Origin of the sequence: Neptuniibacter sp. QD37_6, from assembly GCF_047778085.1 — a bacterium.
GTDB lineage: Bacteria > Pseudomonadota > Gammaproteobacteria > Pseudomonadales > Balneatricaceae > Neptuniibacter.
In genome coordinates this window covers 960387-980912 of the sequence record NZ_CP180550.1, presented here as the reverse complement: position 1 = coordinate 980912, position 20526 = coordinate 960387, and the positions used below count along the sequence as shown (strand labels likewise).

19 protein-coding genes are annotated in these 20526 nt (G+C 44.9%); 18 read left to right on the top strand and 1 reads right to left on the bottom strand.

Translation table 11 applies throughout. From position 1 onward, the window contains the following. Positions 1 to 174: 174 nt before the first annotated feature. The 9 genes from ACMXYO_RS04385 (at position 175) to ACMXYO_RS04345 (ending at position 10503) form a co-directional block, all read left to right on the top strand. Positions 175 to 1224, top strand: coding sequence for a glycosyltransferase family 4 protein (locus tag ACMXYO_RS04385; protein WP_415887294.1), 1050 nt, complete (start codon positions 175 to 177; stop codon positions 1222 to 1224). Continuing rightward, on the top strand, positions 1221 to 2120 hold the full coding sequence (locus ACMXYO_RS04380; protein WP_415887293.1) for a hypothetical protein: 900 nt from the start codon (positions 1221 to 1223) through the stop codon (positions 2118 to 2120). Before ACMXYO_RS04385 ends, ACMXYO_RS04380 begins: the two co-directional genes overlap by 4 nt. Beyond that, positions 2038 to 2529, top strand: a complete 492-nt coding sequence (locus ACMXYO_RS04375; RefSeq protein ID WP_415887292.1) for a hypothetical protein — start codon at positions 2038 to 2040, stop codon at positions 2527 to 2529. Before ACMXYO_RS04380 ends, ACMXYO_RS04375 begins: the two co-directional genes overlap by 83 nt. 186 nt (positions 2530 to 2715) lie before the next feature. Further along, positions 2716 to 3684, top strand: coding sequence for a DUF4114 domain-containing protein (locus ACMXYO_RS04370; RefSeq protein WP_415883788.1), 969 nt, complete (start codon positions 2716 to 2718; stop codon positions 3682 to 3684). A 202-nt stretch (positions 3685 to 3886) separates the two neighbouring features. Next, positions 3887 to 5335 carry a lipopolysaccharide biosynthesis protein gene (locus ACMXYO_RS04365; RefSeq protein WP_415887291.1) on the top strand — a complete coding sequence of 483 codons (1449 nt, stop codon included), beginning with the start codon at positions 3887 to 3889 and terminating at the stop codon, positions 5333 to 5335. 2 nt (positions 5336 to 5337) lie between these two features. Beyond that, positions 5338 to 6702 carry an O-antigen ligase family protein gene (locus ACMXYO_RS04360; protein ID WP_415887290.1) on the top strand — a complete coding sequence of 455 codons (1365 nt, stop codon included), beginning with the start codon at positions 5338 to 5340 and terminating at the stop codon, positions 6700 to 6702. A gap of 133 nt (positions 6703 to 6835) precedes the next feature. Next, the gene (gene glmS / locus ACMXYO_RS04355; protein ID WP_415887289.1) at positions 6836 to 8641 is read left to right on the top strand and encodes a glutamine--fructose-6-phosphate transaminase (isomerizing); all 1806 of its coding nucleotides are present in this window, start codon (positions 6836 to 6838) and stop codon (positions 8639 to 8641) included. Next, positions 8638 to 9369 (top strand): acyltransferase, encoded by a 732-nt coding sequence (locus tag ACMXYO_RS04350; RefSeq protein ID WP_415887288.1) that lies wholly within the window; start codon positions 8638 to 8640, stop codon positions 9367 to 9369. Before glmS ends, ACMXYO_RS04350 begins: the two co-directional genes overlap by 4 nt. A gap of 12 nt (positions 9370 to 9381) precedes the next feature. After that, positions 9382 to 10503, top strand: coding sequence for a glycosyltransferase (locus ACMXYO_RS04345; RefSeq protein ID WP_415887287.1), 1122 nt, complete (start codon positions 9382 to 9384; stop codon positions 10501 to 10503). 68 nt (positions 10504 to 10571) lie between these two features. On the opposite strand, the gene ACMXYO_RS04340 is transcribed toward ACMXYO_RS04345, so the two are convergent. Further along, positions 10572 to 10883 carry a hypothetical protein gene (locus ACMXYO_RS04340; protein ID WP_415883782.1) on the bottom strand — a complete coding sequence of 104 codons (312 nt, stop codon included), beginning with the start codon at positions 10881 to 10883 and terminating at the stop codon, positions 10572 to 10574. A gap of 342 nt (positions 10884 to 11225) precedes the next feature. Here ACMXYO_RS04340 and ACMXYO_RS04335 point away from each other — a divergent pair, with 342 nt between their 5' ends. The 9 genes from ACMXYO_RS04335 to ACMXYO_RS04295 all read left to right on the top strand — a co-directional run bounded on the left by ACMXYO_RS04335 (position 11226) and on the right by ACMXYO_RS04295 (position 20519). After that, positions 11226 to 12359, top strand: a complete 1134-nt coding sequence (locus tag ACMXYO_RS04335; protein WP_415887285.1) for a beta-ketoacyl-ACP synthase III — start codon at positions 11226 to 11228, stop codon at positions 12357 to 12359. A gap of 222 nt (positions 12360 to 12581) precedes the next feature. Next, positions 12582 to 13076 carry a hypothetical protein gene (locus tag ACMXYO_RS04330; RefSeq protein WP_415887284.1) on the top strand — a complete coding sequence of 165 codons (495 nt, stop codon included), beginning with the start codon at positions 12582 to 12584 and terminating at the stop codon, positions 13074 to 13076. Further along, entirely contained in the window at positions 13066 to 14565 is a 1500-nt protein-coding gene (locus tag ACMXYO_RS04325) for a GumC family protein (RefSeq protein ID WP_415887282.1), read from the top strand. Before ACMXYO_RS04330 ends, ACMXYO_RS04325 begins: the two co-directional genes overlap by 11 nt. After that, the gene (locus tag ACMXYO_RS04320; RefSeq protein ID WP_415887281.1) at positions 14562 to 15653 is read left to right on the top strand and encodes a glycosyltransferase; all 1092 of its coding nucleotides are present in this window, start codon (positions 14562 to 14564) and stop codon (positions 15651 to 15653) included. The genes ACMXYO_RS04325 and ACMXYO_RS04320 overlap by 4 nt, the downstream gene beginning before the upstream one ends. Before the next feature lies 1 nt (position 15654). Continuing rightward, positions 15655 to 16833: a glycosyltransferase family 2 protein gene (locus tag ACMXYO_RS04315; protein WP_415887280.1), complete on the top strand. Its 1179-nt coding sequence runs from the start codon at positions 15655 to 15657 to the stop codon at positions 16831 to 16833. 22 nt (positions 16834 to 16855) lie between these two features. Next, a complete protein-coding gene (locus ACMXYO_RS04310) occupies positions 16856 to 17491 on the top strand; it encodes a sugar transferase (RefSeq protein ID WP_415887279.1) in 636 nt (211 codons plus the stop codon). A 238-nt stretch (positions 17492 to 17729) separates the two neighbouring features. Further along, positions 17730 to 18029 (top strand): STAS domain-containing protein, encoded by a 300-nt coding sequence (locus ACMXYO_RS04305; protein WP_415887277.1) that lies wholly within the window; start codon positions 17730 to 17732, stop codon positions 18027 to 18029. 10 nt (positions 18030 to 18039) lie between these two features. Next, positions 18040 to 18429 (top strand): hypothetical protein, encoded by a 390-nt coding sequence (locus ACMXYO_RS04300; RefSeq protein WP_415887276.1) that lies wholly within the window; start codon positions 18040 to 18042, stop codon positions 18427 to 18429. Next, entirely contained in the window at positions 18426 to 20519 is a 2094-nt protein-coding gene (locus ACMXYO_RS04295) for an SLBB domain-containing protein (protein WP_415887274.1), read from the top strand. The genes ACMXYO_RS04300 and ACMXYO_RS04295 overlap by 4 nt, the downstream gene beginning before the upstream one ends. Positions 20520 to 20526: the final 7 nt, after the last annotated feature.

Here is a 20526-nt window from a genome sequence, read left to right as displayed (position 1 = left end):
AAAATGCGAAACATTTCTGCAAATTGCGTTAATTAACCTGATTTTAAGCTCCCCCTTACCCACTCAGATTGGCTCAATGAGCTAACCAGCTGTTTTTACTAGAGAAGCTTTTGAATGGCCTAGGCCTTGCTGATATCTGGATGAACAATCTCAGCGATATAGGAGGAAGGGATTATGTCTATTCATGACTGGCTTATTTATCAACTGGTTGATAGTCGCCATCAAGGCGGGATCGAGAGCCATATTCTTAACCTCACTCGCTGGTTAAACCAAAACGGTTACCGTAGCGAAGTTATATTTATGCGAGACTTCGGCGCGCATCCTCTAAAAGAGAAGTTAACTAAAGAGGGGCTGCCATTCCGCTGTTTAAGTAGCTACCAAGAGCTGTATAAGCTACTCACACACTCCCCCAGTATTTTGAACACCCATGGTTATAAAGCTGGGATTATTGGACGAATCTTCGGAAAGCTAACCTCTACACCGGTGATCTCCACTTTTCATTCTGGGGACCTGGGTAAAGGTAAATTAAGGTTTTATAGCTGGTTAGACTACAGCACATCTATCTTAGCTGACCGCGTGCTTAGCGTGAGTGATGAAATCTCTTCTCGATTGCCTATCACATCGCAACAGATCGCTAACTTTGTAGCCCCCGCCAAACTGCAAACAGAACGCGGTAAGGCTGTCGCTTTTGTCGGCCGACTCTCCGACGAAAAAGGGCCCGAAGCTTTTGCTCGAATTACAGAAAAATTACCTAAGGAACTCCCCTGCCATGTCTATGGCGATGGTCCACTCAGAGCTGATTTAGAACGCGAGTACCCCCACCTCAACTTCTTAGGTCAGGTCGAGATGGATCAACATTGGAATGATATAGGTCTGCTTTGTATTTCGAGCAAAAGCGAGGGCCTGCCTTTAGTAGCACTGGAGGCAATGAGCCGAGGTATCCCAGTAGCTAGTTATCGATTAGGCGCGATTCCTGATCTGATCGAAGATCATAAATCCGGTTGGTTAGTGCAGGCAGGTGATGAAAACGCGCTCGGCAAAGTGATTGCAAACTGGTGGACCCAATCGGGTACAGAGAAAGCCGCCATGTCGATCGCAGCTCACCACAGAATCTGTAAGTACTACAGCGATAGCACTGTTATCCCTTCAATTTTAGAGATCTACGCACAAGCTGCACACCACAAAGGCTTCTTAAACCTTAAGTTCGACAGGAGGTCATTATGAGAAGTTTAGCTAGCAAAGCGTCAGCTGAAACACTGTTCTTCCCATTACTAACTTACTTAGCGGTGCTGAATGCACTGCTACCAGAAGTGATTCGAACGCTATTAAGTGAGCCGTTCAATGCTGCAGTATTTAATGGCTTAGGACATAGTTTTGTTGTTTGGGTTGTACTTTTTATCAGTTTAAGACTGACCTTAGAGGTACGTTTTAACAAGGTAAAAACGACGCCCATTTATATCTATGCGGGCATTCTTTTATGCGGATTACTATTGATTCCTAACGCCCTATTAAGTTGGCTGGTCGCCGCTACATCTGCATGGTTATGGTTACGCCACCCATTGCAGGAGAAACACAGAATTGCAGCCACGATCTTGTTTGCAATGGCAATTAGGGAGCCTTGCTGCCAGCTCAGTCTGACCTTATTTGCTAACCAAATCCTAACCTTCGATGCCTGGTTTAGCAGTCTGTTCTTACCCCTATTTCAGATTGAAGCTGCGGTTGCAGGTAATACGATCGTGCAAGCCAACGGCTTTAGCTTACTTGTCCTTACAGGTTGTTCAGCATTTACCAATATGTCTCTGGCGTTGCTACTGTGGTTGACCCTGAGTTTATTAAAACATGGCGAGCTTGAGCGAAGAGATATTAAACACGCCGTTATTTTAGCTCTAGTAGTGCTCACCATTAACGGGCTTCGTCTATCCGCCATGACGATCGATCACGACTGGTACAGTTTTTTACATGATGGGTTTGGCGCTACTGCCATCGAATTATTTACCTTTATCGTCACATTAATTTGCGTTCGTAGGAGAGATAACTATGAAAATGGCCATTCTACTTCCACTGGTTCTGATTTTATCCACCAGCTTCTCACTCGGTTTAAAAACATTAAAAACCATTAATGTCGGCACTCTTGAGGAGCAAGCCGGGGCCGTTTCGCTAGATATCCCTTCGCTTAGATATTTAGGAACGATCGAGGCAGCTAACCAAGGCCCCTATAAAGTCAGTGGTTTTCAAGATCAGCAATGTGATGGCTCTATAGCCCTGCTTCCGTTATTCAGGAATGCCGAAGGCAGCCATATTCTGAAACGCCTGATTAAAACTGAAGAGAATCGCTTTGGCGTTATTTTCCGAGGAAAGATCTACCCTGAATTCCCACAACTGGATTACACCATCGACCGCATCAAAACTGGCGTTTCCGCGTTTATTTATTCCAGCAAATCGTCTGCAAAAGCTAAACCTGCCATCTTGGCATTTATCGAAATTGGCAGTTGCCAGATTGCCGAAAAGGTCGCGCGCATATTCGTTTAATACCTTTTTCAAAATGCGAAATTTTCTCATTCTGAGAATTACTTTAAGAATGACTAAAAGCCACAATTTCTTTCAAAGCAAACAAAATCAATAAGTTAAAAATTCTAAGCATTTGGAACACCTCTTGCTGCAATTTAATTAGCTCTATCAGTAATACCTTAAATGCATGCAGGTATGGGAGGAGATATGAAACATCAAATACGAAGTATGGTGTTCACAGGAGTGATGATTTCTATCGCGCAGAATGCCCTGGCCGCTGAGGATGAAACTGATTCCTTAGTAAATATTCAACTTGAAGAAGGACTGTTAACTGAAGTTCAAACTGCACTGCCTGAGAGTACAGTTGCTAATCAGGAATTTTTGGATACATCCTATGATCCTAATTTAACTCTGCAAGAAGATGCGCATATCTCTATAACCTTTCTAGATGAAGGAGCTGGATATCGAAATTCTCTAGGTTATTTTACCTTCACCGATGATGCGTTTGATGGCTTAACCTTTGGAGACATCGATTTGGATGGCTCTGGTCATATCGGTATATCTGAATTACAGAATCTATCCGGTATAGACACAGGAATGATCTTTAACAATGTTTCAGAACAAGGAGGGGGAGGTAGTTTACTTTCAGGTGATACTGTCACACTTGGAGGTGCAGAAATCACTAATATCGATGGTACAAATTTTGACATGGAAGGGGGCACTGTCTTTGAAGCAGGTACTAATGTCGGTTTCTTCCTCCTTCAAAACGCCTGGGATGGCAGCCAAGTAAAGGGCTGGGACTATACCAGCTCTGACCCTTTAGCCATGTTCACTATCGATTTCTTAAACCCTGAGAATGATAGCTTTGCAACTATCGATAATGCAGATGAATATTCTCGCCATGTTGCCATGATGAGCAGTCTATCTGCTGAAGATGATCTCATTTTAGGCTTTGAGGATCTTGTAAGACCTTATGGCGACAATGACTTTAATGATGCAGTTTTCAGTATCAGAACAGACCCGGTAACCGCTTTGTATGCAGACGTTCCGACAACTGAAACCGTTATCAGTATGCAGGCGGCACCTGCACCTTCACTGGGCAGTGGTAGTGCGGGTTTATTAACGGCTCTACTCTGTTTTTTCACACTTAGACGTAAACCATTTAAATCAGCATAGCTGAATACCTTAAAACTACCGAATACGGCCTACGGGCCGTTTTCGCATTTTGCGAATCAAAATTAAAATCCTCTTCTTTTTAAACTGATCAACCGCTCCCCAAAAAACTAAATAACTGCTAACCATCTGAATTTAAATACTTTCTTAAATATGGCCTGCAATTCGCTCCATTATTGAGTATCTGAATGAAAGGAGGCTTACCATGTTAAAACGTATAGCTAATTTACCCATCGCAGTTCAGCACAGTCTGATCTACGCTTCAGCCATTGCCCTCTCTAAAGGGTTGGCTTTGATCATGGTGCCAGTCTCTACTCATTTTTTAACTCCTGAAGATTATGGTCGCCTCGATGTTCTGCAAACCTTGGCTGACCTACTAAGTATTGTGATCGGTATGGGACTAGCTGAAACCTTATTCAGGTTTGCTGGCAGTGCCGACAATGAGATTGAAAAACGTAAAGCCAGTGCCAATATTTTTGGTATGGCGATCTGCCTTGGCGGGTTAGCGCTCATTTTAGGGCAGCTATTTGCTGGCCCGATCAGTCGATTGCTACCCGGAGATATAGCAGAACTTGATACGCGCCTCATTCTCGCCAGCTTATCTATGGTTGGGACCATTTTAATACCCCTCGCATGGCTGCGTATGTCAGGTATGGCTTGGTCTTACCTAATAGGAATGGCAGGTCGAGTAGCATTACAGGTAACGATTGCTGTGCCTCTTCTGTTTCTAGGGTTCGGTGTGACGGGGGTGCTTTGCGCAACGTTAGCCTCTGCCATTTTGCTGTGTAGCTGGCTGATCCGGAAACAACTTAAAGATACCGGGATTAGCTTTGAGTTCTCACGCTTTAAAACCTATTCCATTTACGGTGGCCCGCTGATTTTTGTTGGTATCTCGGGCTTTGTATTAGGTAGCTTTGACCGGTGGATTCTAGCTGATGCTGTAGGTACAGCCGAAATGGCACAATATGCCCTTGCGGCTAAATTCGGCCTGATTACCGCGGTTCTGATTCAGCCATTTGATCTATGGTGGCATGCCCGCCGTTTTAGTTGCCTTAAAGAAGACGATGGCAAAAATCGCTGTGCCAAGATCGGTAGCTTGGGTGTAGTTATCGCCATTATCGCAGCACTAATTATCGCTGCTGCGGGACCTACTATGGTTCGTCTATTAACGCCTTCAAGCTATCACGATTCCATCGCTTTTATCCCTTGGCTCGCCGCCTTAGCCGCTGTGCATAACATGACCTCAACACTCGCCTTTGGCGCGATGAGCGAAAACACTACTGTTCGTCCAGCAATAATCGATGGTGCTGCAGCTTTTATCGCACTTGTCGCCTATTTAACCCTGATTCCAATTTTCCATGCTTGGGGTGCTATTGCAGCCACTTGTCTCGCCCTAGGTAGTCGCTTAGTCGCAACCTATTATGTAAGCCAGCGTTCGTTACAGTTACCATATAAATTACGCCGCCTGCTATTCACAGGAACTGTGGGTGTACTTTGTATTAGCCTGATTTCATTTGCACCTTTAAGCTGGTCAGTGTTACTGCAAAATGGCGCTATCATGTTGGGCTTTATCACGACAGCTACTGTAGTGGGTTTAATTCCTATCCCGAAAAAAATACTAAGTATGACCACACAAATGCTAAATAGGTCATAGCAATGAATTTTCGAGTAGAGGGCAATGGCTCACAAATTTTAGTAGCACTCACATGCATAGGTTTGCTCACTGCGGCTTGGTATCTCATACCTCATCCTGCAGTCAGTGCCATTGCTCTACTACCACTGATGGTCTTGATTGGTTTACGCCTGCCCTTCTTGCTTTGCTTAGCTTTTATCGCTTTCTCTTTCTTTCGATTGCACGAGGTCTTTCCTCAGCTCTATCCACTGAAAATCCCACAACTACTCGCCATCGCAACACTGGGTTCTCTTTCTATCAACCTCATTACAAAACGCATTCAAGTTTTCTGGTGCCGAGAGCAATCTCTGTTTATGTGTTTTTTCTGCTTGGTCGTCATCGGTGCCGTATTAGCAACCAACAGAGATGCCGCACTTAATTCACTAAACGGAACCTATGTAAAAATTGCACTCATGCTGATAGCGATTAGTTGGCTACTACGACAGGAAGCTCAGTTTAAAGTTCTGATCCTCAGCATGATGTTGTGTGGCATCGCAGTAGGCGTGATGGCACTTTATAACAAGCAGATGGGACTGGAGCTTGTTGAAGGAACACGTGTCACAATAGGCCGTAGCATCGGCTCTATGCTAGGTGACCCGAATGACCTATCCCTGGTACTTTTATTTCCAGCTAGTTTTGCTTTAGCCAGCTTTATGACCCCAGGCTTTGGTAAAGCGATTAAACTGCTGAGCTTGTGTGCATTTCTTACGGTATTTTGCGCCATTATCGCCACTCAAAGCCGCGGCGGTATGCTAGGCATTTGTGCCGTCGGTGCTGTATTTGCTTGGTATAGAGTCAAAAATAAAATGCTGCTGATTGGTGCTGGTATTTGTGCACTGAGTATTTTATTTGTAATTGCGGGGGTGAGTGATCGTGCTTCAGGTGGTGCCCACGAAGAAGGTATTGATGAATCAGCCATGGGTAGGATCTATGCTTGGCAGGCAGCAATGGGCATGGCGATTCACCACCCAATTACTGGGGTTGGTCTTAATAACTTTATCTCCAACTACTTCGAATACAGCCCCCATTGGGATGGCAAAAACCATGCAGTTCACAGCACCTGGTTTGGCGTCATGGCCGAGACCGGGATACTCGGCTTCATCCTATTTATCGCGATAATTAGCAGTATTGCCAAAATAAGTCTGACAACCGTCCAGCATTTCCGCCCAAAACCTAACCAACCTTACTCACCTGTTCTTTATGCCTGTGCCCAGTCGGTGCAAGCTGGACTGGCCGGTTTTTGTATTTCTGGCACCTTCCTCACTATGGGTTTTACTTGGCCTATCTACATTCTTTTATCTGTCGCAATCGCCCTTTCTCAATATCAAAAACGTCAATTAACAAAGTGATTCGCATTTTGCGAAAAACAGATTCAAATCCTCTCCACATAACAACTAAATTATTGAATTTAATAGATTTAAAAAATGGCACAAGTCCTGCAAAACCTAGATATGACTTTAAAAAATCTGCAGGAGATTAGGCATGTGTGGAATAGTAGGCTCGATTAATCATAACGACATTGTCCCTGAGCTATTACAAGGATTAAGTAACATCGAATATCGCGGATATGATTCTGCAGGTATCTCAATACTTGCACCTAATGGCATCACTACCGTCAAACGAGAAGGGAAACTACAGCAACTCAAAAACCAACTTGATCAGATGCATCTATCTAGTTGTGCAGGAATTGGCCACACCCGATGGGCAACCCATGGTAAACCCAACGAACTAAACGCGCATCCCCACTCCAACAATGATGTTGCGGTGGTCCATAATGGCATTATCGAAAATTACATCGACTTAAAACAATGGCTACAAAGTGAAGGGTTCGTCTTTCAAAGCCAAACCGATACTGAAGTTATCCCCCATCTGATCAGCCTGTTTTTACAACAAGGCTATGAGCCTGAAAAAGCGCTTAATCGTGCGCTCTCTCACCTTCAAGGCGCTTTCGCATTAGGCGTACTTTTTAAAGAAGATGAGCAACATGTTTATGCTGCGCGTCGGGGTAGCCCTCTGGTCTTAGGTAAAAGTGAGCAAGGTATGAGTTTAGGCTCAGACTCTATGGCACTCAGTGGTTCTCCAACTCATATTCTGTATTTAGAAGAAGGGGATCAAGCTTGTTTGGATCGTGAAGGGTTCAGTCTAGTCGACTCATCAGGCCGTATCATTAAACGAGAAATGCAGTTATTCGAAGCAGAAGACCACTCTCAGGATAAGCAAAACTATCGCCATTACATGCATAAAGAAATCCACCAGCAAGCAGATAGTGTACGTAATACGTTCTATCACACCCAGAGAGTACTCCCCGAGGCCCAGATAGATTTTAACCAAGTCGATAGACTCAATGTCATTGCATGCGGCACTTCCTTTTATGCAGCAATGGTCACTAAATACTGGTTTGAAAAGATTGCTAAATTGCCCGTTGATGTCGAAGTCGCATCTGAGTTTCGCTATCGCTCTCCTCTGTTGAGCAAACAAGGTATCTCGCTGTTTATCTCTCAATCTGGCGAAACGGCAGATACTTTGGCAGCACTTCGTTATGCCAAGAAACAAGGTCAAAAAACTATAAGTATTGTGAATGTTGCAGAAAGCACCATCGCTCGAGAGACTGACTTCAGTATACAAACTCAAGCTGGGCCTGAAGTAGGCGTTGCATCAACTAAAGCATTTACTGCCCAGTTAACAGTCTTAGCAACCTTAGCCATCCGTGCTGCTTTTTGCCGAAAAGAGATTGATCTAAATGAAGCCTCCAAATTAAGCCTCGAGCTTTCCACTATGCCATCACAGGTCGATCTGGTTTTACAGCAAGAATCGCTATTCGAGTCGATCGGCGCATCGATGCAAGATTGCCAAGACGCTTACTTTATCGGCCGTGGCTCTAACTTCCCTATCGCTTTGGAAGGCGCGCTTAAACTCAAAGAGATCAGTTATATACACGCCGAAGGTTTTAGCGCCGGAGAGCTAAAACACGGCCCAATAGCCCTGATTGAAGAAGGCACACCGGTATTTGTTATCGCGCCTAACGATGAGTTATTGGATAAAACCAAAGCCAATATGGAAGAGGTCATGAGTCGTGGCGGACGTTGTATTTTCTTAGGGGATTCAGAAAGCATACTTTCGTTACAAGACCTAGAAGTAGAATCCGTAACTCTCCCAAATGCTCACTCAATTGTGACGCCTATTTTGTTCACCATCGCGTTACAACTCATCGCTTATCACGCTGCGTTGGCGAAAGGTACCGACGTGGATCAACCTCGAAACCTAGCTAAATCGGTGACTGTAGAATGAACACACTACAAGGGCTTAAACAGTGGGTTAAAGCAGGTAATCATCCACTGGCCCGTACTTTAAAAGCCTGTCATTACACACTTCACAACTTCGAAATTCCGGCTGTGAATATGGTGTTTAAGCCCATTCGTATGGGGCACACATTGTGTACTGGATTTATCAGCGGTCTCGCGCGGGTCTTTTACTGGACTCCCATGTTTAAAACCCGCTTAAGCCAAGCAGGTCGCCAATTGTACCTCTACGGCGGTATGCCGCTTGTCCAAGGTAGCCTAGAGATAAGCATGGGTGATCGCTGTCGAATCTCCGGTCAAACAACCTTCTCGGGGCGTTGGAGTGGTAAAGAAACACCGAAATTAATCATCGGCAACAACGTAGGTATCGCATGGCAAACCACCATCGCAGTCGGTACCAAAGTTGTTCTGGAAGATAACGTCCGCATTGCAGGCCGTGGTTTTCTAGCAGGCTACCCAGGCCACCCAGTTGATGCAAAAGCTCGTGCCAAAGGCCTTCCGGATACAGAAGATCAGATTGGCGACATCATCCTACGTAAAGATGTATGGCTAGGCTCCGGGGTCACGGTCATGAAAGGTGTCACAATTGGTGAAGGAACCATTGTGGCTGCGGGTAGTGTAGTCACTGAAGATTTACCTCCGTTTGTGATCGCTGCTGGTGTTCCTGCAAAAGTGATCAAACCACTATCTCAACCTAAACCTTGCAAAGTGGCTTAAAGGAGAGCTCTCATGAATATCGATCTATTAGTTTTTGGTGAGGACTGGGGTGGACACCCCAGTAGCACCCAGCACTTAATGAAGCACCTTTTAGCAGACAATGAAGTTTTATGGGTAAACTCTTTAGGCTTAAGAAGACCAAGGATGAACCTACGCGATATGGGCCGCATCTGGAATAAACTCAAAGCCTTATTCAATGCACCGACACCTAACCTTACCGGCTTACACCCCTGCTTGGTCAATCCTATGGCGCTGCCATTTCCGGGTAGTTCTATTGCAAGGACGGTTAATAAAGAGCTACTCACGAAAAAGCTCAAACCTTATTTAACGCAGCAAAATAAAGCGCCACTTTTGTGGACCTCTCTGCCTTCCGCTGTAGATGTGGTGGGAAAAATGGGTGAGCGTGCTGCAATCTACTATTGTGGTGATGACTTTTCTGCCCTAGATGGGGTGGATCACGCACCAGTCGCCAAAATGGAACAGGAGTTAGTTGAAAAATGTCAGCTAATTATTGCCGCAAGCTCTAAACTGGCCGAGAAATTCCCCGCGGGAAAAACTTTGGTATTACCCCATGGTGTCGATTGCGAGATGTTCGGCCAACCCGCTGAACGTGCATCCGACCTTCCTGATGGTCCTGTCGCTGGGTTTTACGGTGCGCTAGCAGGCTGGTTTGACCAAGAATTGTATATCGAAGTTGCTAAGCGCCTACCCCACTGGACCTTCGTGTTGATCGGCCCAGCGCACACCGATATCAGTGTACTGTTAAAACAGCCTAATATTGTTTGGTTAGGCCCTAAGCCTCATCATAAGCTGCCTCGCTATAGTCAGCACTGGGATGTTGGATTGCTTCCCTTCCTTCGCAATGAACAAATTGAGGCCTGTAACCCGCTAAAATTACGCGAGTACCTTGCTGCGGGTAGCCCCGTTGTGAGTACAGAATTTCCGGCTTTAGACGGTTATCGTGATCTAGTGAAAGTAAGCAATGTTGCAGATGGTTTTGCTGCGGCTATCGAAGAGATTGGGCAAACCGAAAAGCATAGAGAACTAATGAAGGAGATCCGACGTAATCGGGTGAACCGCGAAAGTTGGACTCAACGCGCAGAGGACTTAAAAGAGATGCTGAATAATCTCTAAAAGAAAAGCTTATGATTCTTCAGGGGAAAGACCATCGCGTCTAATTCCCCTGAGAAAGGAGAATAACCTTAGACAATTCTAAGAATCTCCCAATATTGTGAACCGGAGACAATATAAGGCTCAAGCTCCTTACTCCATGCTTTGTGAGCCTCAATATCCCCTAACTTTTGCCAAGATTCATCAAGTTCAGTTAACCCGGAGATAACCACTTCCGAAATAACAACAGACTCTTTCGCTCCTACAGATCCTGTGACAATTCTTACTTTGTCAGAGGTCCATCCTATTTGGCTACCAATCTCATCAAACCAACGAGACAGTGAGTCAATGACTGTTTGTTTGTGTCCAAAACGCGCATCTATATGCCATCTTGCAAGCATCATACTCCTTTCCTCCTTTAGAAAAGGTTCCATAGAACGGCGAGTTAAAATGCATAAGTTATTTAACTATCCGATGGACGATCAACAAACCTTCCTGACACACAAACCATAGTGGCTGATCAGATTTTCAGCGAGAAAGTAGCAGTAATCTCTTCGGAATTATTTTCATAGTGAGAAGGGACCGATTGGCAACGGCCATTTTGAAGTTCAACTGAGACAACTGAAGAAAATTGCTAGTAAATAATAACGCTTATGTTAATGGCATAAGCTATTTTTAACGGGACAATCTACCGTTGGCTTTTATAAATAATACAGCCCTATAACCTGCCCTGCCGAGACAATTTTATGAAATCGATATCTTCCCCAGTCGTCATCAGCGGTTTCGGTCTTTGGACCCCTAACTACAGCATTAGCAACGAAGAATTGGTAGAGGCCTATAACCAGTTCGCCGAGAACTATAACCAGCAATATGCCGATGAGATCGCTGCTGGAAAGCGTGAAGCCAAACCATTATCAAATGCTGAATTTATCGAAAAGGCTTCCGGTATTAAAAACCGATTTGTCTACCGTAAAGAAGGCGCGCTTGATCCAGAAAGAATGCGTCCTTACATTGAACCCCGAGACAATGATCAGCTTTCCCACCAAGCAGAAATGGCGGTAGCAGCCGCGAAAAAAGCGCTCACAAAAGCCAATAAGGCTGCTGCTGATATTGATGCTGTGATAGTCGCCTGCTCTTATACTGAAAGAGCTTACCCAGCTATTTCTATTGAGGTGCAACAAGCATTAGGTATTCAGGGTTTTGCCTTTGATATGCTGGTTGCCTGTTCTTCTGCCACTTTTGCTCTGCAGCGGGGCTATGAGATGTTAACGGCAGGTACGGCGAAAGCGGTTTTGATCATTAATCCAGAATTAACCTCACCCCAGAATAACTGGCGTGATCGAGATAGCCATTTTATTTTTGGTGATATCGCTGTCGCTACGATAATGGAGAACGCCGATAGCTGTACTTCAGAAGAGAGTTACGAAGTACTAAGTACCAAATCCGTGACGCTTTTCTCTAACAATATTCGCTCTAACTTTGGTTACCTTGCTTACACTAATGATAGCGATCCCTTCGGGCAGGATAAGTTCTTTATTCAACACGGCAGAAAGGTGTTTAAAGAGGTCTGCCCGATGGCCGTAGAACACCTCTCGACCCAACTAGCGTCTTTGGGGATTGAAAACCAACAAGTCGCTCGTTGGTGGTTGCACCAAGCCAATATCAATATGAACCAACTCATCGGTAAAAAACTATTAGGACGAGAAGCGTCACAAGAGGAAACGCCGATCATCTTGGATCAATATGCCAATACAGCGTCTGCTGGCTCATTGATCGCATTCAATCTATACCATTCCGATCTCAAGAAGGGTGATTTAGGCGTTATCTGCTCCTTTGGCGCAGGCTATTCCATAGGTAGCTTAGTGATTAGAAAGCGTTAATTTCGCAAAAACGCGTGCCTCTAGAAGATCTCTCAAGCTTATTCTCATTTTGAGAATCAGCTTGAGAAAACCCCCAAATAGCCTAGCTCACCTTGCCTACATAGCCCTCTATCCAAACAACACAAGCCTAGTATTCATGGGGTTTGCAGATCAATTTATTTAGGTTGGCCTGAAAGCTGCAATTTCTTGAGCAATAACAAAATTTTGCTCAGGAGATAGACCATGCGCTCTAAATTCATTGCAACCACCCTGTTCACTTGCAGCCTTTTTTCACTAACAGGATGTACTGCAGCACTAAAAACCATGGATATAGGTTTTTTAGGCTCCGAAGACGCACCTGTAGCAGAAGAAAGCATCAGCGTAGATCAACTTCTCTCCCGTGCCCGCGGCGAGAAAGGTTACGCAGATAACCACGTCCCTCGTGAACTTGTTTTGCACTTCGCAGATGACACCGTGGCATTAGATGAAAATCAAAAAGATAACCTCAACGAATATGCCAATGCCCAGCCTTCAAAACTCAGTATCGAATGTTCACCGAGTGAAAGTTCGGATCGGTTTGTAGCTGTCGGTGTAGGTATCAACCGTTGTAACGCTGTGAGTAACTTTCTGGAAAAGCGTGCCAAGAAAACCGATATGCGCTTATCCCCTTCATTAGCGCCAAATCAGGTGCTGATCAAAAAAACCAATAACCTAACGGTAGCTAACCATGATTCGTAGCGCATTAGTCAAAAACATCGCGTCCATCCTATGGGCGGGATGGAGGCGTCGCTATTTAATCGCGCTGCCTATTTTGCTTATGCCATTTATTGGTTTGGCGATCGGTATTCTGTCGCCTAAAAAATATGAAACAACCACCACGATCTTGTTTCAAGAAGCCTCTGAACATAACCCATTTCTCGAGGATCTATCGATCGCGACTAACCTTCGCCATCGAATGGAAGCACTCAACGCTCTTCTACATAGCCGCCATATTCTTGCGGGCGTCGCTTGGCAGCGAGAGATGATTACCGAAGAGATGGATGAGAAAGAGAAAGCCTACATCATCGGTGAGCTATCTAAATCGCTTAGCGCAAAATTGGTTGGCGACAACCTGATTAAGATCTCCTACAAAGCCGAAGACAAAACGCATATGAAAGAGACGTTGTCTGTTGTCAGTATGCGTTTTGTCGAGCGCGTGCTTGCTCCGCAGCGTTCATCAATCGTTCAATCAGAAACTTTCCTAGCAAAAGAATTAGAGACCCGAAAAGCGGATCTGCAAACAGCAGAAAAAGCCTTAGCCGAATATAAAAATGAGTTCGCTAGCGAGCTACCGGCATTGCATGGTGCTAATGTCGCGCGCTTATCCAATCTGAAAGCCTATATCGCTGAACGTCGTATTGAACTTGAAGGCGCTAAAGCCGCTCAAGCAAGCCTAGCGTTGCGCCTATCACAAACGAACCCAGTAGTCGGCAAAATTGAGGAAGCCATCATCAACGTGATGGCAGAGCTGACCCAACTTCGCGCTCGGTACACCGACGAGCACAGTCAAGTGCAGCATGTGCTTGCTCAGTTACAGTCTTTAGAAAGAGAGCGCAGCCGCATTTTAAAGAGTATGAAAGCTCTTAACCAAGGCGACCTCAATAAAGTAAAACTTGAACGCCTTTGGGCGATCGCTACTACCGCAACGACCAATGAATCAGAACAAGGTGGTAATCAACACCCACTGCTTATTTCCCAGTTAGAGCGCCTACAGCAAGCCGACGACCATATTGAACGTTTAAGCAAAGAGGTCAGCTCCTTAACTGCAGAGATAGAAAATCTACAAAACCGCGTGAATGGCTACGGCCAGCACGAGCGCCGCTTAAAAGAACTCGAGCGCGACATTCAGGTTCGCCAAAAAATCTATGAAGACTTAGCCGAACGTCATGAGATGGCCAGAGTCACTCGATCACTTGGTAAGAATGAAGAGAGTGAACGCGTTAAGCTGATCGATCCACCTTTTGAACCTTTGGCACCAATCAACCTTCCCCTTATCGCCTTTGTTATTGCCGGCGTTATTGCGGGCATCGGACTTGGTTTCGGACTCGCTGTAATCGCAGAAGTCCTCGATACCACTGTTCGCCGTAAAGACACCTTAACCGAGATGTTAAATGTCCCTGTGCTCGTGCGGATCCCACCGCTTGAACAGGATATGAAAGATCTAGCATTGCAGGAGAGTACATCGTGAAAAACGTAATCGTACAAATAGTCCAACACCTCCGCCCAGGCGGGATCGAGACCATGGCTTTAGACCTGCTAAATCAACTTAGCACCAAAGCAGACGTCTATGTTTTTAGCTTAGAAGGCTGTTATGAAGACGCTGTAAAAGAGTGGCCAAGACTGGAAAAATACCAATCTCAACTACGGTTCTTTAATAAAAGAGAGGGCATCAGTCTAGGTTTATTCCTACAGTTGAAAAACGCATTAAAGAAACTCAACACGACCGCTATTCATACCCATCATATAGGCCCTTTACTTTATGGCGGTATAGCAGCCAAATTATTAAAACTCCCTCATGTCCATACTGAACATGATGCTTGGCACCTGAATGCCTCCGCGAATAAACGTTTGCAAAATCACCTGATTCGCTTCCTGAAATTCACGCTAGTTGCAGACTGTGAAGCGGTAGCAAACGAGCTGTTACACCACTTCCCTAATAGTCGCCCTGATATTATTCAGAACGGCGTAGATACTACACACTTCAACCCTCCAACCCCGATCGAAAAATTAAAAAGCAGGAAGCATTTAAACCTACCTGTACAAGGAGCCTTGCTAGGCTGTGCCGCAAGGCTGGAAGCCGTAAAAGGTCATGAGCTGCTGCTTAAATCCTTAAGTCATACGCATACTAACTTATCTCTGGCTTTAGCTGGGGATGGCTCCTTACTCGATCATCTAAAAAATGTCGCTTTTGAGCTGGGTATCAGGGATCGAGTGTTCTTCCTAGGCCATCTAGATGACACCCGCCCCTTCTATCACGCTATTGATATTTTCTGCCTCTCATCTCTTAACGAAGGTTTACCACTCTCACCATTAGAAGCTCAGGCCTGTGGGGTACCTGTGATCGTGACCGATGTTGGGGGGTGTAAAACCATTGTCTGTCCAGACTCGGGAGACCTTATTCCTCCCGGAAGCCTCATAGCACTGCAACATGCCATTTTACGCCAATATCTGATGCCTAAGCGCCACAGCCCAAGAGAGTTTGTCTTGAAGAAAGGCAACCTACATAAAACGGCTGAAGCTTACTTCCAACTACTTTCACAACCAAAGGAGGCATAACATGATTATCTTCCTATTGAGTCTGTTTGCCCTAAGTTGGGCCTTAATTATCTATCACCATATTGCTTATCCTCTGATCATGAATCAGCTGAATAAGAGAGCTCCTTCGTCACAAGAAAAGGATATAGCTGATCCAAATTACAGAAGCCTATGCATCTTTGTACCGGCCTATAACGAAGCTGATTTCATTGCGGATAAGCTCAGAAATATCGCCAGTCTAGATTACCCAAGTGAGAAGCTTCAGGTCATTATCGCCTGCGATGGCTGCAAAGATAGAACGGCAGAAGTCGCTCGCGAGGCTTTAACAGAACCTGAGCTAGCTCACTTAAACGTAAATATCCTCAACTTCCGAGAAAACCACGGCAAAGTAGCACTAATCAATCAAATTATTCCAAATATTGATGCCGAAATAGTGGCGTTAAGTGATGCTTCCGCGCTGATCTCATTTGATGCTTTAAAACTGGTTAATCACCACTTTGATAACCCTAAAACCGGTTTGGTGGCAGCCACCTACAAACTCTTATCTCCTGGTAGTGAGGGTGAAAAGCAGTACTGGAACTATCAAACTAAGCTCAAACAAGGTGAAGCGAGTATAGGAAGCTCGATTGGTGTACATGGCGCTCTGTATTTTATCCGCCAAGACCTATTTACTCCGCTACAGGCAGATACGATCAATGATGATTTTATTCTGCCTATGCAGATTATCGAGCAGGGTTATGAGGGAAAATATGACTGTGACCTAATCGGTCTAGAATTAGAAGCGTCTTCCCTCGATATGGATCATAAACGCCGTATTCGTATCGCCGCGGGGAACCTACAACAGGTACTCAGACTAACTAAGCTACTATCACCAAGCTTTGGTGGAACAGCCTTTAGCTTCTTTTCCGGTAAAGCGCTACGAGGCCTGATGCCGCTGATCTTGCTCGCTCAGTTTGTATTGTGCGGTTTGCTAGCGCTCTATCTAGATGCTTTTGCTATCTTCACTGCACTACAACTGCTAGGCATTGGACTAGCACGCCTATCCACACTGATTCCCGAAAACAAAACTCCAACTCATATCTTATATAAACCTTTCAAACTCGGATTTTATGTCATAAACGGTTACTACAACGGCCTTACTGGATGCCTTCGCTATCTAGCCGGATTAGAAAAAGGCCATTGGAAATCAGTTAGAGATTAATGCCACATAAGGAGATATCACCATGAACAGTTATATTCCAACACCCGTAATTTTTGCTAAACGTTTGATGGATATAGTGGTTGCAATCACAGGGCTCATTATTTGCCTGCTTCTATACCCTTTTATCGCATTGGCCACTTACATTAGCTCTCCCGGCCCTATTCTGTTTAAGCAGCTACGCATTGGACATGCCAATGGCGAAAAAACAGAGCTCTTCTGGATGTATAAGTTCCGAACCATGCGCTTAGATGCAGAAGCAATTTCCGGGGCCACTTGGGCTACCGAAGATGACCCAAGAGTTACACCGGTAGGACGCTTTTTACGGAAAACCCGCTTGGATGAGCTGCCACAGTTTTTTAATGTCCTTAAAGGCGATATGTCACTGATTGGCCCGCGTCCAGAACGTCCTGGCTTCTATCAAAAGCTAGAGCAAGCTATTCCATTCTTTGCAGAACGAACTTGGGGGATCAAACCTGGTATCACTGGCCTCGCTCAGGTTAATCAAGGTTACGACCGCACCATCGATGATGTCCGCTCGAAGGTTGCCTTCGATCATGCCTACGCACTCAGCCTTGGAAGTTTAGTTGGCTGGCTCCGTTCGGATTTGAGCATCATGTTTAAAACCCTCATCGTAATGGTTTGTGGACGGGGGCAATAAGCATGGACACAGGATAAGCGCTCAGAGTTAACCCAAACCTTTAGCTCTGAGCTCACCCAATTCCACCAATATAACGATCGAAATAGGTTTTACAATTTGATTCTCAAAATGAGAATAGTGAACTACATTCTCATCACAACAGATCAAACAAAAAATTAAATCCTTAAAAATCATAACGTTACCTCTCTGGCATAGGGATTGCTCCTTCTTAGTTATAACTGACATAAGGAGAATCGTTATGCCAACTTTAGAAGCTGTACAAAATGAACTACATCTAGAGATTGAAGGATCATTAGATGCCCTTGCCGTAGAAATTCTTCGACCAAAATTCGATGAATTAATTCAGGATCAATCTGACGTAGTACTTAACTTAGGAAAAATTGAGTTTATTGATTCTTCCGGTATTGGTGCCATTGTCTTCTTATTCAAACGCTTACGTTCCAAAGAACGAACATTGAGCCTTTGTGGTGTTCATGGCCAGCCTCTAGAGCTGCTACAACACCTGCGTATTGATCAATCTATCACTGTTCAGCATTGAGGCCGGAACAATGAAATTGATCTCACTATTACTGTTACACACAACGCTACTGACCTCTTCCGGCTGCTTCTACTTAGTGCCGGAAGGCGAAGGCGGAGTGGCTGAGCGTTTCCCAATTAAAAACGAAGTCCCCACTCTGCAATCTAGGCTTAAAAAGTGCGAAGCGGTCATTAGTGAACACAATTTAGATGGCAAACAAAACCAATATCCAGCGATCTATCAAGAGATTCAATTGCTGGTCACCCGTAGCAGAAGGCTGTATGAGGCAAATTACCTTATGCAAGCACAGCTACCTTTAGAGCAAGCAGAAAAGTTACTGCAAATTTTAGAGAACCAAGCTGCTTCCTTAAGAGTGAAAAGCCATTGCACCCAACAGCAAACTCAGGAGGCATGCATATGATCCCTCTAATCAGAATACTCATCTTATTGCTATTTTTCAGTGGGAACCTATGGGCTGAAACACTTCGTCCAGGCGACATGATTCAGATAAAATTGCCTGGTGAAAGCGCATTTGAACAGAGCTTTCAGTTGGATCAACAGGGACAGCTGGTTTTACCTGAGATAGGTGCGATCAACCTCGAAGGAAGAAGCTTAAGCGAAGCTAGCGCTCTACTTAAAAATCGCCTTGGAAGCGTTTATAAGGATCTATCAAAATTTGATATTTCTCTGCAGGAACGCCGCCTTTCAGTCACTGTATTAGGCTATGTAAAAACGCCAGGTGCAGTAGATCTTCCTATTAATTCCAACGTCCAGATGGCAATTAACAAAGCCGGTGGTCTTGCACAAGGAGCGCAACTTAACAAATTGCAGATCCGCAGAAACAATAAGCTGATCGAATTTGATTATAAACGTTATTTAGACAGTGGGGATCCTAGCTCTCTGCCTGATCTTAATCCTATGGATGTGATCTTTGTGCCAGCATCTCCACTGATCGGTAATGTTCAGGTTGATTTCGATGCACGTACCTTAACGGCTTCTGGCGATGCCGGTAAAAATGGTGAATCCGTAAAAGTGTTTGGTGAGGTTCATCGCCCAGGTACCTTTGCCTATAAAGACAAAGCCTCAGTAATGGATCTGATCATGCGTGCAGGTGGCGTAACACGCTATGCCGGTATTGAGCAGATTCGTGTTATCCACAATGGCCAGCCTTTCCCATTCAACATGCGTGAGTATCTTGATACAGGTAACCCTGCTCTGATGCCTGAAATTCATCAAGGTGATGTAATTTTTATCCCACAAGCAACTGAGCAAGTTCAAAGCGGCTCTCGTACGGTTTATGTCATGGGTGAAGTATTTAAACCAGGTGCGATGGAGATGGGCGAAGAAAGCGGTTTCTACGATCTATTAGCTACGGCAGGTGGTCCAACACGCTTTGCTGAAACTCGTCAGATTCGAATTATCCGTGCCGATGGTCAAGTCGTTCCTTTTGACTTACAGGGTTATGTCGATGGCCAGCGCCGCGGTCACTTACCTGAAATTCTACCTGGCGATGCGATTCTAGTGCCCGAAAAAACCGATATGAACGAAAAAAGCTGGTTAAAGGTACATCCAAATAGAGCCGTTAAAATTATCGGTGCGGTAAGAAGACCAGGTCGCTATGAGTGGGCATCAGAGATGACCATGATGGATCTGATTGCCCATGCCGGTGGCCCTATTGCCAGTGCCGATACAGCTCACCTACAGATTCTGCAGAATCGTGGTAACGGCGTCACTGAATCGGTGAGTTTTGATCTAAAACACTTCCTCGATAAAGGCGGTGATATCCGTCAAATCCCACGTATTCGCGCTGGCGATACCGTGGTGATTCCAGAACTGCCAAAAGATCCAAATGACAACCGTTCACAATGGGTAAGACAGTCTAGTGAGCGCTCCATCTATATCTTTGGTGAAGTCGGTGCTCCAGGACGCTACGCATTTAACAACGAACTTAACTTTCTGGATATCTTATCTGCTGCACAAGGTCCTACTGGTTTGGCTGATCTATCCAGTGTGCGTATTACTCACCGTAAACAGGGTAAAACTGAAGTAAGCCATCTTAATCTGCACAACTATTTTCAGACAGGTGATGAAACTCTACTGCCTACAGTGAAGAACGAAGATGTGATCTTTATCCCGAAACGTGACCGAGCATGGTTGGAAAAGCCAAAAGAAACCGTAGTTAGAGTACTAGGTGCGGTTGCTCGTCCAGGTCGCTATAGCTTTGATGACAATATGACCGTCTTGGATCTGTTAGCCGAAGCCGGTGGCCCATTGAACAGCGCATTGCAGGATCGAATCATGGTGATTAACCGCATCGATGGTGAAGCACATTCGCGTCTATTTGACCTAGTCGATTTCGCTAAGACAGGTGATTATCGCGACCTTCCAGTTATACGCTCAGGCGACACATTATATGTACCAGGTCGAGAACAAAGTACTTGGTATCGATTTGTCAGCACCTTACAGGAATCAGTCACTGTTATATCGTTTGCCACATTAGTAGGTCTGTAAAGGAGAA